This window comes from Actinomadura sp. NPDC000600, from assembly GCF_040492135.1.
Lineage (GTDB): Bacteria > Actinomycetota > Actinomycetes > Streptosporangiales > Streptosporangiaceae > Spirillospora.
The window spans coordinates 1-16272 of the sequence record NZ_JBEUPD010000023.1 but is presented as its reverse complement, the minus strand read 5'-3'; the positions used below and the strand labels follow the sequence as shown (position 1 = coordinate 16272).

The following is a 16272-nucleotide window of genomic DNA, read 5'->3' as shown; positions in this document are numbered from 1 at the left end:
ACGGCCGGACAGGCGAAGGATCAGGCGACGCCAGCCTGCTCGCGCAGGAGTTGCCATGCCGCGCGGCGGGCGCGGCTGTTGAGGGACGACTTGAATTCGGGGTCCGAGCCGAAGTACTTCTCGCCGAGGGTGGCGATGGTGTCGACGTGGTCCATCATCTTCTCCTCGAAGACCTTGTCGAAGACGACCCCGAAGTTCTCCTGATCGTTGTTGGCGACCGCGGCCTGCTTCACCTTCGGCTCGGCCATCGCCTCCTCGAAGGGCTGGATGATGTCCTCTTCGGTGAAGTCCGTGCCGAACTTGGCGTTGAACTTCTCGATCAGCTCGGCCAGCGGCGACTTCTCCGGCTCCTGGGCACCACCGGCACCCTCCCCGAAGCTCTTCACCACCGTGGCGCCCTCAGGAGCCAGGCTGAGGTCGTGCTTGCCGGTCTTCTCCACCCGCATGTGACTGAGGTCGACCTCGCCGATGTCGACACCGCCGTCGGCGCGCCTGGGAAGCCGGTTGAGCAGGTGCCGCCCGTACAGGTGGAGGCGCTCCAGTTCGGCGTCGCGGTACGGGACGATCTGCGAGAGGAACCCGTACTTGCGCACGTAGTCGTTGAGGTTCGCGCGGAAGTCCTCGGCAGCCTCGTGGTCGTCCTCGTCCTCACTGTCGATCAGCGCGGTGAAGCGCTCGACCGCCGGGTGGAGCAGCCGGTACAGCTCGGCGTGCAGCTTCTCCCAGCGCGCGACCGAGCCGCCGGCCTTCTCCTCGGCTTCGAGGTGGGCGCGCGCGAACTCGTTCATTTCCGCGTCGACGAGAATCTGCGCCGACATGACCCGGCTCTGCGCGGAGTAGAGGAGGTTCGGGTCCGAGGGGAGGGTCATTGCCTCCTCGTAGTACGGACGGAACGCGTCCTGGATCTCCTCGGCGTCGTTGACGAAGTCCACGACCGCAAGGTCCGTCTGGCTCTTGCGGTCGGCGGTGCGGTTGAGCCGGGACAGCGTCTGGACGGCCGAGATCCCCGCCAGCTTCTTCTTGACATACATCGTCGTCAGCAGCGGCTGGTCGAAGCCGGTCTGGTACTTCTCGGCGACGACGAGGATCCGGTACTCGGGCTTTCCGGGACCGCCTGTCTGCGCGCCGAGGTCGTCGGCCCGCGTGTACGCGAATGCCTTGGGAAGGACGCTCTCGGGCAGGCCGCCGTTCTCCTTGGACTCGGTGACCTCGTCCTTCTCGTAGGTGAGCGAGCCGGAGAACGCCACCAGGACACCGATGCCGTATCCCATGTCCTCGATGTGCTGCTTGATCGCGCGCGACATCTGCACGGCGCTCCTGCGGGACGAGGTCACCACCATGGCCTTGGCGCGTCCGCCGAGCCGCCCCTGCGTGTGTGCACGAAAGTCCTCAACAATGATTTTCGCGTACTGCGGGGCGCTTGAGGGGTGCAACTCCACGTAACGCGCCAGCAGCGCGTTCGCCTTGGACCGGTCGACCTTGCGATCGTCCGGGTTCTTGTTGACGAGCTTCCAGTACGTGTCGTAAGTGACGTAGTTGCGCAACGGGTCGAGGATGAAGCCCTCCTCGATCGCCTGCCTCATCGAGTAGGTGTGGAACGGCCGGTACTTCGGCTTGCCGTCTACGGTGCCCAGCGTCCCGAAGAGCTCCAGCGTCTTGCTCTTGGGCGTGGCCGTGAACGCGAAGTAGGAGAGGTTGGACGCCTGCGACCGCTGCTCGGCCTTCTTCTCCAGCTTGGCTTCGACCGTCGTGGCGCCTTCGTCGTCAGAGTCGGCGTCCAGGCCCAGGTCGCGCAGTGCGGCCTTGACCGCCGTCGCCGCGTCCCCGGACTGGGAGGAGTGCGCCTCGTCCACGATGATCGCGAAGCGGTGACCGGCGATCTCGGTCGGGTTGCCCTGCAGGAAGTCGTTCAACGCCGGGAACGTCTGCAGCGTCACCGTGATGATCTTCCCGGACGACTGGGACAGCGCCTTCGCGAGCTGCTCGGACTTGGCACCGATCTTCTCGTCGATCTTCACCACGAGCCCGGCCGTCTGCTCGAACGCGCCGATCGTCTCCCGCAACTGGGCGTCCAGGTTCCGCCGGTCGGTGATGACGATGACCTTGTCGAAGACCGGTGTCCCCGGCTCGACACCGTTCGCCACCGCCTCCGGAGCCAGTTCCGCCGCGTTCACGGGCGTATGCAGCGACGACAACCGGTGCGCCAGCCATGCGATGGTGTTCGACTTGCCCGAACCGGCCGACGCCATCACCAGGTAGTTGTGACCGGCCCCGTAGCGGGCGGCGTGCGCGGTCAGCTTCTTCACCACGTCCCACTGCTGGTAGCGCGGGAAGATCAGCGTCTTACTTGTGCGCCCGCCAGCGCTCTTGGTCTTCTGCTCATGGACGAACCGCTGGAGCATATCCAGCCAGGTGTTCCGCTCCCAGATGCGTGTCCACAGATACGAGGTCGCGTACGTCCCCGGCTCGACCGGCGCCGGATTGCCCGCGCCACCAGGCTGGCCTGGCCCTTCGGACCCCGTGTTAAACGGCAGGAACCGAGTCTTCCTGCCACGCAACTGTGTCGCCACGAATACGAGATCGGGATCGACGCAGAAGTTCGCCACCACCCGCTGCCGGAAGATCAGCTCGCTCGGGTCACGGTCGCTGCGGTACTGCTCCTTGGCCTTCTCGACGCCCTGCCCGGTCAGCGGGTTCTTCAACTCGGCCGTCGCAACCGGAATCCCGTTGACGAACAACGTCAGGTCGAGCCGGTTGCCCTTGTCGGCCTGCTTGGTCGCGTACTTCAGCTCGCGCACGACCGTCAGCCGGTTGGCCCGGTACTCGTCCAGCACGGAGTCGTCCAGCACAAGGTTCGGCTTGAAGTATGCAACGCGGATCAGGACACCCCGGTCCTTCACGCCCTTGCGCAGGACGGTGAGCACCCCGTCCTCGCTGATCGCCTTGTCGAGCCGCTTGGCGAAACCGGCCTGCGCGGCCTCGGTGCTGTTTCCGTAGAGCATGACGAGCTGTTCCCACTCGTCGCCCTGCGTCGCCCCGATGAACGTGAAGAGCTGCCGCGTGTCCACCCCGAGTTCCGGCCGGTAGTCGCGCGGATCACCTTCCAGCCAACCACCCTTGAGCATCCCTGCGACAATGGCGTCCCCGAACGCCTTCTCGTCATGCACCGGAATCATGCCCTACTCCGTAACCCCACGACCGGATGCCGTGGACACATCGAACTGCCCCGTAACCGCCGCCGTAATCAACGCCTGCCGCCGCTCCGTCAGCAACCTACTCCGCTGGTGAAGAGCACGATTTATTGACCGTATGTCTCTCGTGATCTCCTCGGTCCTGGCTACGACTCGTGCTTGAATTGGTATAGGAGGGATCGGTAGACGAACATAGCGGACCTTGCCGGCCTCCAAATGCGGGTGTAGGGCGCCTGTCTGCTCGCGCAGAAGAAGCTGATTTCCCCAGCCACTTCTTAGGGTATGCCACAGGTATTTGGCTGATAGCAGTTCCGGTGACGTGCGTGCAATGAGGAGGGCGTGGCAGCTTGCGCCGATATAATCATCCTCGACGATAGCGACTTCCCCGATGGCGCCTGTTTGAACGATGAGAACATCGTGGTGGCGCAATCGGATTCGAGGACGTGCCGATGCCCATTCAGGAGTCACATAGTAAGGACGTCGGGTGAAGTCAATTTGCCCCCCCTTGATGTGTAGAGATTGAAGGTACTTTATGCCGCGATTTGTTAGTATATCTCGGGTAGGTCCAACGTATCCGTTGGTGAGCTGCGTCAGGAGCCGGTTTAGCGGCAAAATTTTCCATGGCGAATTGACGGAACTTAGATCTAGTCGGATAAGTTCGGGTCCTCCTTCGAGGGCTACATTAGCGTGGAAGCATGTCCGTGCGCGTTCTTCAATCAACTTTCGTTGATTATCCGCACTCTGTTGAAATCGATCGATACGGTCGATCTCGGCATCGAGGAAGTCGCTGATGTGTCGTTGTTCCTCTGGGGAAAACGACGGTATTTCGATCTCCCCGATTAGTGCGGCGCCAAGATTCTGCAGCCCAGTCGTCGTGGAGCCGAGTTGTCGGATCTGCTGCTTGCAATCCGTGCTGTTTAGAAAGTGCCAGGCGAAACGTGAGTCGAGAGTCTCTTTGAAGCGTAGTCTTTGCAGAAAATTTGAGAAGGAGCGGCCTTCTGATTCTTTGTCGACATAGCCGGTCTTTCCAAGGTGCGAGTCGCTTCCACTGGAACGGACAACCAGTAGGTCGCCAGGGGTCAGCTTCGTGCGTTCTGCTTCCGAGGCGCTAAGGCTTCGTAGGGCTACTTCGCTAGCCTTAACTCTCCCGTCCAGAGTGATCTCTGTTGAGCGAATGACTTGCACCCCGCCCTCACCTGCCGGGTCATCACCCCAGCTTCCCGCATCTGAGCTTCGAAGATGAAATTTGAGCCTAGTTCGGTTCAGTGTCATTCGGTTACCTCGGTGAGGAGGGTCTGGATCTCGGCTTCGAGGGTCTTGAGCTCTGCGTCGATCTCCGACAGGGAGCGTGGGGGTTTGTAAACGTAGAAGTGACGGGTGAAGGGAATCTCGTAGCCGATCTTGGTTTTGGGATGGTCGATCCAGGCGTCGGGGACGTGCGGGAGGACCTCGCGCTTGAGGTACTCCTCGACGTCCTCGTCCAGCGGCACGTTCTCGTAGTCGCGGAGGTCGGTGTCGGGTTCGATGACGCCCTTGCGCACGTACTGGGTCTCGCCTTCGGGGTCGCGGACGCCGATGGCGTCGCGGACGGCCTTGGCGAACGGCGCGCCGGGCGGCCACTGGAGGCCGGCATCTACCACCGCGCCCATGAGGGCGTTCAGCATGTCCGCCTTGGTCGGCCAGGTGGTACCGAGGAGCGGGCGCACCGCGTTGGTGAGAGCTTCCGCGTAGCCGAGTTTCTGGACCTGCTTCGTCGCCTCAAGTGCCGCCAGGGTTTCATCGGTCAACTCGAACCGGAGCTTGAGGGGGCGTTCGACGGTGATGCGGTGGTAGCCGAAGTCCTGGTTGCGGAAGACCTTCACCTTGCCGTGCAGCGGATGCTCGGGGTCGTCGGCGACCTCCAAGGCGTCGCTGTAGAGCTGAGTGATCTCGGCGATGTGGTTGGGGCGGCCGTCCTGGCCGTCGCCGATCTCCTTGCGCTTGTCGCCGAGTGACTTGCGCATCTTCTGCCAGTAGTCCCGGGCGTCCAGCAGGATGACCTTGCCCTCGTGGTCCTCGTGCTTGCGGTTGGTAACGATCCAGAAGTACGTCGAGATGCCGGTGTTGTAGAACAGCTGGTCGGGCAGGGCGACGATCGCCTCCAGCCAGTCGTTCTCGATGATCCACTGGCGGATCTTGGACTCGCCGGACTCGGCGGCGCCGGTGAACAGCGGGGAGCCGTTGAAGACGATCGCGACGCGGCTGCCGTCGGCCTCCCGCGGCTTCATCTTCGAGATCATGTGCTGGAGGAAGAGGAACGAGCCGTCGTTGATGCGCGGGAGCCCGGCCCCGAAGCGTCCGGACTCGCCGAGCGTCTCGTGCTCGTGCTCGACCTCCTCCTTGACCTTCTTCCACTCGACGCCGAATGGCGGGTTCGCCAGCAGGTAGTCGAACTTGGCGGTGCGGTGGCCGTCGTCGCTGAACGAGTTGCCGAACGCGATGTGGTCCGGGTCCTGGCCCTTGATCATCAGGTCGGACCGGCAGATGGCCCACGACTCGGGGTTGAGTTCCTGCCCGTAGACCTCGACGGTCGCGTCCGGGTTGAGGGAAGTGATGTACTCCTGGGTCGTGCTGAGCATCCCGCCGGTGCCGCAGGCCGGGTCCAGCACTTTGCGGACGACGCCGGGGACGCTGAGCGCATCGGCGTCCGGTGCCACCAGCAGGTTGACCATCAGCTTGATGACCTCGCGCGGCGTGAAGTGCTCACCAGCCGTCTCGTTGGAGAGCTCGGAAAATCGCCGGATGAGGTCCTCGAAGAAGTAGCCCATCTGGTGGTTGGACACGTCCTCGGGGCGGACGTCCAGGTCGGCGAAGCGTCCGACGACCTTGTAGAGCAGGTTCGCGCCGTCCAGCCGCTTGATCTGCTGAGCGAACTCGTACTTCTCCAGCACTTCCCGCGCGTTCGGGGAGAAGCCCGCGATGTACTTGGCGAGGTTCGTCGCCGCGTGCTCCGGGTCGTTGGCGATCTTCTCGAGGGTGTAGCCGGTGGTGTTGTAGAAGGACTGGCCCGAGGCGCGGCGGAGGAACCGGTCGGTGTCCATGTCCTTGTCCTTGAACCGCTCCACCGTCTCCTGGACGGCCGCCCGGGTTGGCTCCAGGACGGTCTCCAGCCTGCGGAGCACGGTGAACGGCAGGATGACCTTGCCGTACTCCGACTGCTTGAAGTCGCCGCGCAGAAGGTCGGCGACCGACCAGGCGTGGTTCACCAGTTCGGTGTGCTTGCTGGGGTTCAAGGGGTTCCCTTCATGGTGTTGCGGGCCTGGGTAGGGACTATCAAGTCTGGTTCACCGGAGCGGCGTGGCGCTGGCCCTCACGGCAACTCGGCTCCATGGGGCAACAGCGCTCCGCTGCTAAGCGTGGTGGCTATGAGGTCCGCCATCTCGTTGGCGCACGTCGCAGCGCTTTGCGCACTGCTCCTGAGGACTTGGACTTTCCGAAACGCCTGGCCATAAGCGGTCTGCTCGTTCAGCGGGAGCAAAGGGACGCGCAGGCGGGACGCCACGAGTTGGTGCGTGGAGCTGCCGGTCGTCGCCTGGCTGACGTTGTCGGGTGCGCTGGCGAATCCGGCGAGGAACCACGGATCGAGACGTGCCGGGTCGGGCCGGAGCAGGAATACGCCGTTGCCGAGCAGGCATCCGGCGTCGTCGTCGCCGGCGACCCGGGTCGCGACGCCCTGGGGGCCGACGACCTGGGTGACCAGGACGTCTCCCGCCTGGATGACGAACGGGTCGGCCAAGGGCGTCTCGCGTGCGTCGCCGCCGGCCCGCGTGCCGTCGAGCAGGTCACGGGCCCGGAGCACGGGACGGTCCACGAGGTCGGTGGGCGGGATATCGGCTGAGGAGGCCCGCACTCCCCGGTGGACGGCGAGCGCGCCGCCGCGGGCGAGGTCGGCGATCGTGGCGCTGCGCCAGGTGCGGCTCGCTTCCCCGGCCGAGGCCAGCGGCCCGATCTCGCTCGCCTCGGCCAGCGCGGCCACGTCGGCCTTGAGGCGCTCGGCGAGCTTCAGGACGTCGCGCAGGGCGGCGTCGGGAGTGACTATCGGCGCCGTGCGGACGTGCCGTGCCGGTGAGAGATCGACGAGATCGTCCAGGAGGTCGATCGTCGCCACGGCACGGGCGGTCCCCGGGATCTCGGTGAACTCGGTCGGCGCGATGAACGCCTCCCACGTGCTGAGGATCGTCTTACGGAGCTTGTCCGTGTCCGGTGCCTTGCCTTGGATGGACGGCTCCTCCGGGGTGGCGGCCTCGTCGGAGGCATCCATCAGCAGGACCTGGTCCGGGCCGGAGCGGCTGGCTTCGGGGCGTCGCAGTATCCACAGGTGAAGCCCGATGTGGTGCGGTACGGCGAGGCCCGGCGGGAGCGCGATGATCCCGCATAGTGCCCCCTGTCGCAGCAGTTCGGAGCGGATGCGGCGGCCGGACGACCGTGACGCGGTCGCTGGCGGGAGCAGCAGCACGGCGCGGCCACCCTCGGCCAGATGCGCCAATGCGTGCTGGATCCAGGCGAGTTCTGGCTCCGAGCGCGGTGGCACGCCGTAGGCCCATCGCGTGTCGAGCGCGAGTTCGTCGTGCCCCCAGTCGCGGTCACCGTAGGGCGGGTTGCACACGACGGCGTCCACAAGCAGCCCGGGGAAGGCGTCGTTGCGCAGGCTGTCCCCGGTCCTGACGTCTACCGAAGCCTTGGGCGCCGTCTCGGCCAGCCGGGTCTTCGCTTGGGCCGCTGTGACAGGGCGATACTCCTGGCCGTTCACGCTCGCGCCGGGCTTGAGGGCGGCCGCGGCCGCGGCGAGGAGGCGCCCGCCCCCGCAGGCCGGGTCGAGAACGCTGCGGACACGCTGGCCTTCGGACGTCGCCAGCCCGGCCATCAGGTCGGCGAGCGCCTCCGACGTCGGATGCGTCCCGCGGATGCCGACCGGTCCTTCGGTCTGATCGTCGAGGACGTCAAAGACGGCAAGCGGGCCTTCCTCGTGCGCCACCTTCGCCGCCGAGCGCAGGAGCTGCGCGGGGACGTCCGCAAGGCCCGATTGACCGGCTCCGGTCGACGAGAGCGCTTCCGCGTACAGCGCGATCAGTGCGTTGTCGTCCAGGGCCGCGGCTTCAGCGCGCTTCTTGGTGTCCAGTCCGGCCAGGTGTGCCGTGAAAAGGGCCACGGCCTCGGCTTCACGCGGCGGGCGCCCGTGCAGGTGCGCCCGCAGGTCGTCCCTGGACGAGCGCGCGGGAAGGCGGCCTCGCGCGTCGAGCCACGCCTCGATCTGCGCCCGGTTGTAGCTGGGGCTGGCCTCCGTCCCCCCGCTGGGCTGCGGAAAGTCGGGGTGGCGCCGGCGCCAGTTGCTCACGGTCGCCCGCGTCACCCCGGCCAGCCGAGAGATCTCGGCGGCGGTCAGTTGCTCGCTCTGCGATGCCATCAGAACTTCCTCGTCAGCTTTCGGGAGCATCGCCACTGTACACCATCCAATGACGTGAAGCTATTTGACAGTGCTTTCACGTCATGCTCTCATGGTCATGCTTTCAACGGCTGGACGCTAGGAGCGAGGATGACGAGTTGGGTGGCGATCGACTTCGAGACGGCGAACGCCCGGCGGGCAAGCCCGTGCTCGGTCGGACTGGTCAAGGTGAAGGGAGGGCGGATCGTCGAGGAGTGGTCATCGCTGATCAGACCCCCGCACGGACACGACCACTTCGACGCCTACAACGTCGGAATCCACGGCATCACGGCGGACCGCGTCAGAGACGCCCCCGGCTGGCCGGAGACGCTGGAGCACATCGTCCAGTTCGCCGGCGGCACCCCTTTCGTGGCGCACAACGCGGCCTTCGACATCGGCGTCCTCGCCGACACGAGCCAGGCGAGCGGCCTCCGCGTCCCGGACCTCCGGTTCGCCTGCACGCTCGTCGTCGCAAGGCGGACCTGGACCGGCCTGCTCGCCTACAAGCTCCCGGTACTCGCCGACGCCCTGGGCATCGAACTGCCGCACCACCACGACGCCGACGACGACGCGCGGGCGGCGGCCCAGGTGATGCTCGCCGCGCTGAGACGGCAGGGAACGGCCACCCTTGACGACCTCCTGGCCGTCCACCGGATCCAGATGGGCTCCTACCGCGGCGGCGTCCGCCGGGGGTGCAAGTACCGGGGAGCCTCACGGCGCGAGCCGTACCCGGACGCCGAGCCCAACGCCGACCCGGACAACCCGTTCTACGGACTCACCGTCTGCTTCACCGGATCACTGCCAGGGATGACGAGGACGGCGGCCGCCGAACGGATCGCCGCCTTCGGAGCCTGGACCGTCCCCCACGTCACCAAGTTCGTCGACCTGCTGGTGGTCGGCGGCATCGAGCCTCACCAACTCGCCCCTGGGGCGAAGAAGACCGGCAAGCTCGCCAAGGCCGAGCGGCTCCGCGACTCCGGTCACGACATCACGGTCATCGACGCCGAGGAGTGCTACGAGCTCCTCGCGGTCGCCGAGGGCTGACCAGCCCATGCGGAGGCCCGCCGCAGCCTCCGCTCCCCCGAAGACGCGCCGCCGTCCGCTTGACCAGCCCTACCCCTAAGCGGGCGGCGGCGCCCCTCCATCACGAATCCCATCCCCAGGGCGCCATGCAGAACGTGCCCGGACACAAAGGAGCACCCCATGCGCAAGATCATCCTTGGCCTCGCTGCGGTCGCCGTCCTCACCGCCGGCTGCAACCTCGAAGAGGACCCGGTCGCCGTCCAGTCGGCCGACCCGGGCAAGTCGGCGGGCAAGAGCGGCGCCGCGTCCAAGGGCAAGGCCTTCCCGATCAAGCTCACCGCCAAGCGGGCGCGCGCGAGCAAGAGCGTCCTGAGCGACGGCGGCGCCCTGTCCTGCGTCAAGGTCATCGTCACCAACCAGACCAAGAAGCAGCTCGAAGTCAACCCGCTCTACTTCTCCATCACCGACACCAAGAACACCAAGCACGACAGCAGCTCCGCCCTCGGCGAGTACGAGGGCCAGATCGACACCACGAGCCTTGCGCCCGGCGAGAAGGCGACCGGTCTCGTGTGCGCCAAGGGGAGTTTCCGCCCGAAGGTCGTCGCGATGACCAACCCCCTGTTCTCCGAGGCTGCGCGAGCCCAGGTCGCCTGATCAAGGACCGGGCCAAGGAAAAGGCGGTTCGTGATGCGAGACGCCGCTTCATGGCCCAACCCGGTCACCACATGACGCTGTTTCGTCTCTTTAAGCAGACAAGTCGCAACACGCGGCTACCGTTTCGCAGGTCACTGGAGTTCCAGGGCCATCCCCGCATCGGTCGCCGACCCCACCTGAAAAGGGAGAGCATGAAGATCCTGCATGCCGCCGATCTTCACATCGACAGTCCACTGCGGGGCCTGTCCCGCTACGAAGGAGCTCCGGAGGACGACCTGAGGCTGGCGACTCGGAGAGCCCTCGGCAACCTCGTCCGGCTCGCGACCGACCTGTCAGTGGACGCCGTGTTGCTGGCCGGCGACGTGTACGACGGGGAGTGGAAGGACTACCAGACCGGCCTCTACTTCAGTCGGCAGATGGCACTCCTCGGGCAGGCCGGCATCCCCGTCTACATGGTCTCCGGCAATCACGACGCGCAGAACCGCACGATGCGCACGCTCAAGCTCCCCGACAATGTGCACGTCTTCGCGACGGGGAAGCCCGAGACCGTCCGGAACGAACAGGCGGGGCTTGCAGTTCACGGCCAAGGCTTCGCCCGATGGGACTTGAGCGACAACCTGGCCGCCGGATATCCAGCGCGTGACGGTGGCCTGTTCAACGTCGGCTTGCTGCACACCGGTCTCGAGGGCGGCTACTCCGACCACAAGCGATACGCGCCCTGCACCGTTGCGGACCTCCAGGCGCGGGACTACGACTATTGGGCGCTCGGTCACGTCCACACCCAGCAGATCGTCAGCCGGGAACCGTGGATCGTCTACCCCGGCAACATCCAGGGACGGCACGCCCGTGAGACGGGACCGAAGGGCTGCATCGTCGTCACCGTGGACACCGACCTCCGGGTCGAATCGGTCGAGCACCATGACCTGGACACCGCCCGCTGGGAGAGTCTCGACGTCGACGTCACGGGCCGCGACGACATCGACCAGGTACTCAGCCTCGTCGAGCAGCGCTTCCAGGAGATCCCGGAGGAACGGCTGACCGCCGTCCGGGTGACCCTCACCGGTGCGACGTCGGCGCACGCCGCGCTGTGGCGTGACCACGAAAGGATCCTCAACGAACTCCGGGCGGCGGCCGGCCACCACCCGAACCTGTGGCTGGAGAAGATCAAGATCCACACGTCCGGTGAAGACAGCGGCGACTCGACCGAGGGCACCTCCGGGATCCTGACCGACCTTCGCCGCACCCTCTCCGCGCTCGGCGCTGATCCAGACGGTCTGATGGCCAGGCTCTCGAGCCACCCGCTCATCGGAAGGATCCCGGCCCAGATCCGAGGCCCGGAGGGCATCGCCCCGAACGACCCGGAGTGGGTCGGGAATCTGGCCGACGAGGCTTACCAACTCGTGGAGTCCCTGCTGCAGGAAGCGCGGTGACCGGAATGCGCATAGAACGTCTCGACCTGATCGCCTACGGCGCCTTCAACGGCCACAGCCTGGACGGTCTGGGCAGGGCCGGCGTCCATCTGGTCTACGGCCCCAACGAAGCCGGCAAGTCCACGGCGCTCAGCGCTTTCGATCAGCTGTTGTACGGCATTCACCACAACTCCCGCTACGCCTTCCTGCACGGGAACCGGACACGGCTCGGTGCCCGGCTCTCAGCGGCCGACGGGGTGGCCTTGGAGATCGTCCGCCGGAAGAAGCGCAAGGACGACCTCGTGGACGGTGACGGCAACCCGCTCAGCGAAGACGCGCTCGCCCCCTTCCTCGGCGGTGTCGACCGCAAGACCTTCACCACCGAGTTCGCCCTCAACAGCGCCGAACTCCGCAAGGGCGGGGAACTGCTCGCCTCCGGCCAGGGCGACATGGCCCAACTGCTCGCCGCCGCACGGTCTGGGATGCGCCTCAACGTCGTCCTGGACAAGATCGAGCTCCGCCAGCGCGAGCTGTTCCTGAAGCAGGGAAAGAAGCCCGCGATCAATGCTGCGCTGGACCGGCTGAAGGGTCTCTGGCAGAGGTCCCGCGAGGCGACCCTCCGCCCCGAGCAGTACCGGGAGGCCGAACAGTCCGCCGCCGAGGCGGAGCGACGCCTCGCCGAGACCGAGGCCGAGTGGCGGGCCGCGCAGCGGTTGCGGGATGCCAAGCATCGACTCCAGCAGAACCTGCCCGCGCTGGATCAGTGCCGTGATCTCGAAGAACAGATCGAGGAGATCAGTGCCCAAGGGCCCGTGGCCCCCGACGATATCCGCGCTCAGCTCCCGGAACTGCTCCAACGGCGAAGCGAGCACAAGGCCGTGCACTCGACGAACGCCGACCTCCTCAAGGGAACCGAGCGGCAACTCTCTGAAACGGTGCAGGACGACTCGCTCCTCCCGCATGCCGCCGAGATCGACCAGTTGACCAAGGGCATCACGGCGATCGTCGACGAGCTGGATCGGCAGAACTCGGCGTCCGATGAGATCGCAGACAAGCGGGACCAAGCCGAGTCGCGGCTGCGTGACGTTCACCCGCATGCGACTCTGGCCGACGAAGGGCTCTACCGGATTCCGGACGCTCTGCGTAGGAAGGGACGGGAGCTCCGGGACCAGGGCCGGACGTTCCGCGATGACCTCGATCACGCGCACGACACGGTGAAGCGATGCCGCGACAAGCACGAGCGACTCGGTAAGGAGCTGAGCACCCTCCCAGCGGGCGAGGATGCCTCGCAGTTGCGGAACGCGTACGCGTCGATCCCCGCGGACCTGCCAGGGAAGCTCGCCGACACGGAGGCCGACGAGAAGAAGCTGGACCGCCGGTTCCGCCAGGCGCGGAACCGGCTCGAACTGCCCGAGATCGCCCCCGCCGACGTCCTGGAGCTCCGGCTCCCCGACCACGAGCAGGTCACCGGAGCCGTGCAGGCCTTCCGCGACCTCAAGCAGCGGTTCGATGATCGCGCCAGAGAACTCGACGACGTGCAACGGCAACTGGCGAAGTGCCGGCGCGACCTCGAGCGGCTCGTGACCGATGACGCGCCGCCGACACACGACGAGCTTCAAGCGCGCCGAGTCGAGCGTGACGATCTCATCGCGCGGTTCCGCGACGATCCGAGCATCATGGATTCGCTCAGCGAGGCCGTCCGGCGGGCCGACGACACCGCCGACATGATGTTGCGGCATGCGGAGAGCGTCAACAAGCGGGCTGAGCTTTCGCGCGAGATCACCGACCTGGAAGCGGCGGTACCCGCCCATCAGACGGCCGTGGAGGACGTGCTCGCCGAACAGGAGCTGGACCAGCGGCGCTGGGAGTCGCTGTGGGAGGGGTATCCGGCTCCTGCGCCCGATGTCGAAGGGGCGACCAAGGTCCTGGACGCCTTCGGCCGGCTCCAGGTCGACGCGCAAGAACTCCAGGATGTCCGCATCGAGCTCGAAGGCCAGCGCGAACGCCTCGACGCCCACACGGGCAGGCTCCAGCACCTGCTGCGCCTCGATGAGGACGCACCGGTCGCCGTGGGTACAGCCCAGGCCTCCGCGATATTCGCCGAGATCGTCGAGATGGCACGTGAACGCCTTGACGAACACCAGCAGATCGCCCGAGATAGAGAAGCCAAACAGCGCGACCTGGCCAACGCGGACACCGACCTCGAGGAAGCGGAATCGGTGAAGGCCGCAGCCGAGAATGCCGTGGCCGTTCACGATGGGCAATGGCAGCGGTTCCTGAGCAGCGCAGGCCTCGCCACCGACCGCGACTTCGACACCGCTCTCACGGACCTGGAAAGCCTGTCCCACGTGGCGACGGACGTCGATGCTGCGGAGGCGATGGAGCAGAAACTCCTCCAAGGCGAGCAGCGGATCTCCGAGTTCGGGCAGCTGCTGGAGAACACGCTCAGTGCCTGTGGCCGGAGTGTGCCGACAGCCGTCGCCGGCTGGCGCCAAGCCATCGAGCTGCTGGCGCAGGATCTGGAGGAGCAGCGGGACGGCGCGAAGCAACGCACGAACCTGCTCAAGCAAAAGGCCGACCTCGTCAAGCGGGTGAGCGACGCGGAGGCTGGACTGAGCGGGCTGGAAAGCCGCTTGCAGGACTTCTCCGCACGCCTCGACCTCTCCTCGATCGCCGAACTGGAGGCGGCCGTCCAGCGCGCCGCCGCCCTGAGAGAGAAATCCACCGCTCTCGCGAACATCCGGCGGACGCTTCCGGCGGGGCAGGCGTTGATCGTCCTTCGCGAGCAGGCGGCCAAGACGTCCGCTGAGGAACTCGCCGACGAGCTCACCGAACTCGACCGTGATATCGAGGGACTGGGGGACGCCAAAGCCACCTGGCTCGAACAACGTCTGGCGCGACGGCAGGTGCTCGACGGTCTCAACGGGGGTGGCGAGGCCGCCCGCGCCGAGGCCGACATCGCCCAGATCTGTGCCGAACTCGCCGAGGGCGCCGAAGAGTTCCTGCGCCTGGAAGCCGCGAGGATCGCCATCCTGGCCTGCATAGAGGAGTACCGGAGCAGCGACCAGGAACCCGTCCTGGCGCAGGCCTCCGAGATGTTCACCCGTCTGAGCCTCGGCCGCTACACCGGGCTCGAACTGTCCGACGAGGAGCGCCCGAGCATCCGCGCCAAGTCGTCCACGGGAAAGCTGCTGGCACCCACCGCCCTGAGTGAGGGCACGCGCGACCAGCTATACCTGGCGCTGCGCCTGGCCACTCTCGAGCGCCATGCCACAGTCGGCAACGCCCTCCCCATCGCCGTCGACGACATCTTCATGACGTTCGACGAACCGCGAACCGAGGCGGCGCTACGAGTCCTGGACGGCATGGCGGACCGGTTCCAGGTCATCGTCTTCACGCACCACGAGCACGTCATCCGCAGTGCTGCTAAGGAACTACCTGAGGGGCGGTGCCACGTACACCAGCTGCCCAATTAGCCCGAACGACACGAGAGGGACGGCACGCTGTGCCGTCGTCATCCACGAGCGAACACCGGTACCCCCGACGCCCCCCCATAAGGAGAAACGCATGCAGGACACTTCGGGTTCGATGGATGACTCCGAGCCTGATGAGAACGGCCAGAGCGATACCGCTATCTCACCGGATGTGGACGAATCAACACCCGACTCGGACAACGAATCAACAGCGGTATCGACGGTCTTGGCGGAGGTGCTACCAGGGGTTGCTTTCGCCTTCGGTGACGTCCCGGAAAAGCTCAAGCGCGACCTCAAGCTTGAGCCGATCGACTCTAGACTCCTGCCGGTCACCGACCGCGAGAAGATCACGATGCTCCTCGCCTCGACCGGAAACGCGGCGAACCTGGGCGGCAACCTCGCAAACGCCTTCGCCAGCGTGGACGGGATCTATCGGATTACCGACGCGACGCGGGCCATACTGAACGCCGGCGGAACGCTTGCCGTCAAGGATGGCGCGAACATCGGGGCAGTATTCCTCAACGGCAAGCTTTTTCATCAAGCCCGCTTCATCCCATTGACTAAGGTCAGCACGGCGGAGAGGATGGCCGCCGTCGGGCCGGCGCTGGCCATGGTCGCCCTTCAGTTGCAGCTGAGCGAGGTCGCAGGCCTCGTCAAGACCAATATCGCGCTGACGAGCCAGGTACTCACGACCATGTACCACGAGCAGTGGTCCACACTTAAGGGACTCGTTAAAGCCGTCGATACCGCCCTCGGTGAGGCGCAAGAGCTCGAATTGGTCACACCGCACGTGTGGGAAACCATCGCGCCCAAGCGAGCAGAGCTTCTCAAGGCAAGGGACCAGTACCGAGAGAACGTCGGGGGTCACATCCGAAAGATCAAAAAACTGGCGGTACATGGCCGCCGTGAGTATCTCGAAATGAACGCCGAGGCCATCGTCTTCGATACCTATGCCCTCCGGTCATCCCCAGGGCTCCGGCGTTCTCGTGTTATCGATCGTGATGTCCGATTGTGAGGCCGAGGGTGGCGAGACAGCGGCGGGGGTCTCGCTGGTGGTGGCG

Annotated in this window: 9 protein-coding genes; 5 read left to right on the top strand and 4 right to left on the bottom strand. The window is 65.9% G+C overall.

The annotated features are described in order from the left end of the window. Positions 1-20: 20 nt before the first annotated feature. The 4 genes from ABWI07_RS28715 to ABWI07_RS28700 form a co-directional block, all read right to left on the bottom strand. A complete protein-coding gene (locus ABWI07_RS28715; RefSeq protein ID WP_353820367.1) occupies positions 21-3176 on the bottom strand; it encodes a type I restriction endonuclease subunit R in 3156 nt (1051 codons plus the stop codon). A 3-nt stretch (positions 3177-3179) separates the two neighbouring features. Continuing rightward, positions 3180-4463 (bottom strand): restriction endonuclease subunit S, encoded by a 1284-nt coding sequence (locus ABWI07_RS28710; RefSeq protein ID WP_353820365.1) that lies wholly within the window; start codon positions 4461-4463, stop codon positions 3180-3182. Next, positions 4460-6463 (bottom strand): type I restriction-modification system subunit M, encoded by a 2004-nt coding sequence (locus tag ABWI07_RS28705; protein WP_353820364.1) that lies wholly within the window; start codon positions 6461-6463, stop codon positions 4460-4462. Before ABWI07_RS28705 ends, ABWI07_RS28710 begins: the two co-directional genes overlap by 4 nt. A 77-nt stretch (positions 6464-6540) precedes the next feature. Then, positions 6541-8634, bottom strand: coding sequence for an N-6 DNA methylase (locus ABWI07_RS28700; protein ID WP_353820363.1), 2094 nt, complete (start codon positions 8632-8634; stop codon positions 6541-6543). A gap of 129 nt (positions 8635-8763) precedes the next feature. Here ABWI07_RS28700 and ABWI07_RS28695 point away from each other — a divergent pair, with 129 nt between their 5' ends. The 5 genes from ABWI07_RS28695 (at position 8764) to ABWI07_RS28675 (ending at position 16226) form a co-directional block, all read left to right on the top strand. Continuing rightward, on the top strand, positions 8764-9696 hold the full coding sequence (locus ABWI07_RS28695) for an exonuclease domain-containing protein (RefSeq protein WP_353820362.1): 933 nt from the start codon (positions 8764-8766) through the stop codon (positions 9694-9696). Positions 9697-9855: 159 nt separating this feature from the next. Beyond that, positions 9856-10329 (top strand): DUF4352 domain-containing protein, encoded by a 474-nt coding sequence (locus ABWI07_RS28690; protein ID WP_353820361.1) that lies wholly within the window; start codon positions 9856-9858, stop codon positions 10327-10329. Between the two features lie 71 nt (positions 10330-10400). Then, positions 10401-11759 (top strand): metallophosphoesterase family protein, encoded by a 1359-nt coding sequence (locus ABWI07_RS28685; protein WP_353820360.1) that lies wholly within the window; start codon positions 10401-10403, stop codon positions 11757-11759. A 5-nt stretch (positions 11760-11764) separates the two neighbouring features. Next, positions 11765-15214 (top strand): AAA family ATPase, encoded by a 3450-nt coding sequence (locus tag ABWI07_RS28680; RefSeq protein ID WP_353820449.1) that lies wholly within the window; start codon positions 11765-11767, stop codon positions 15212-15214. 91 nt (positions 15215-15305) lie between these two features. Continuing rightward, a complete protein-coding gene (locus ABWI07_RS28675; RefSeq protein WP_353820359.1) occupies positions 15306-16226 on the top strand; it encodes a hypothetical protein in 921 nt (306 codons plus the stop codon). Positions 16227-16272: the final 46 nt, after the last annotated feature.

Bases quoted from the DNA above. Each gene is read 5' to 3' on its own strand.
- ABWI07_RS28710 (WP_353820365.1), bottom strand. From the start codon at position 4,463: ATGACACTGAACCGAACTAGGCTCAAATTTCATCTTCGAAGCTCAGAT.
- ABWI07_RS28695 (WP_353820362.1), top strand. From the start codon at position 8,764: ATGACGAGTTGGGTGGCGATCGACTTCGAGACGGCGAACGCCCGGCGG.
- ABWI07_RS28675 (WP_353820359.1), top strand. From the start codon at position 15,306: ATGCAGGACACTTCGGGTTCGATGGATGACTCCGAGCCTGATGAGAAC.
- ABWI07_RS28685 (WP_353820360.1), top strand. From the start codon at position 10,401: ATGACGCTGTTTCGTCTCTTTAAGCAGACAAGTCGCAACACGCGGCTA.
- ABWI07_RS28700 (WP_353820363.1), bottom strand. From the start codon at position 8,634: ATGGCATCGCAGAGCGAGCAACTGACCGCCGCCGAGATCTCTCGGCTG.
- ABWI07_RS28690 (WP_353820361.1), top strand. From the start codon at position 9,856: ATGCGCAAGATCATCCTTGGCCTCGCTGCGGTCGCCGTCCTCACCGCC.
- ABWI07_RS28715 (WP_353820367.1), bottom strand. From the start codon at position 3,176: ATGATTCCGGTGCATGACGAGAAGGCGTTCGGGGACGCCATTGTCGCA.
- ABWI07_RS28680 (WP_353820449.1), top strand. From the start codon at position 11,765: ATGCGCATAGAACGTCTCGACCTGATCGCCTACGGCGCCTTCAACGGC.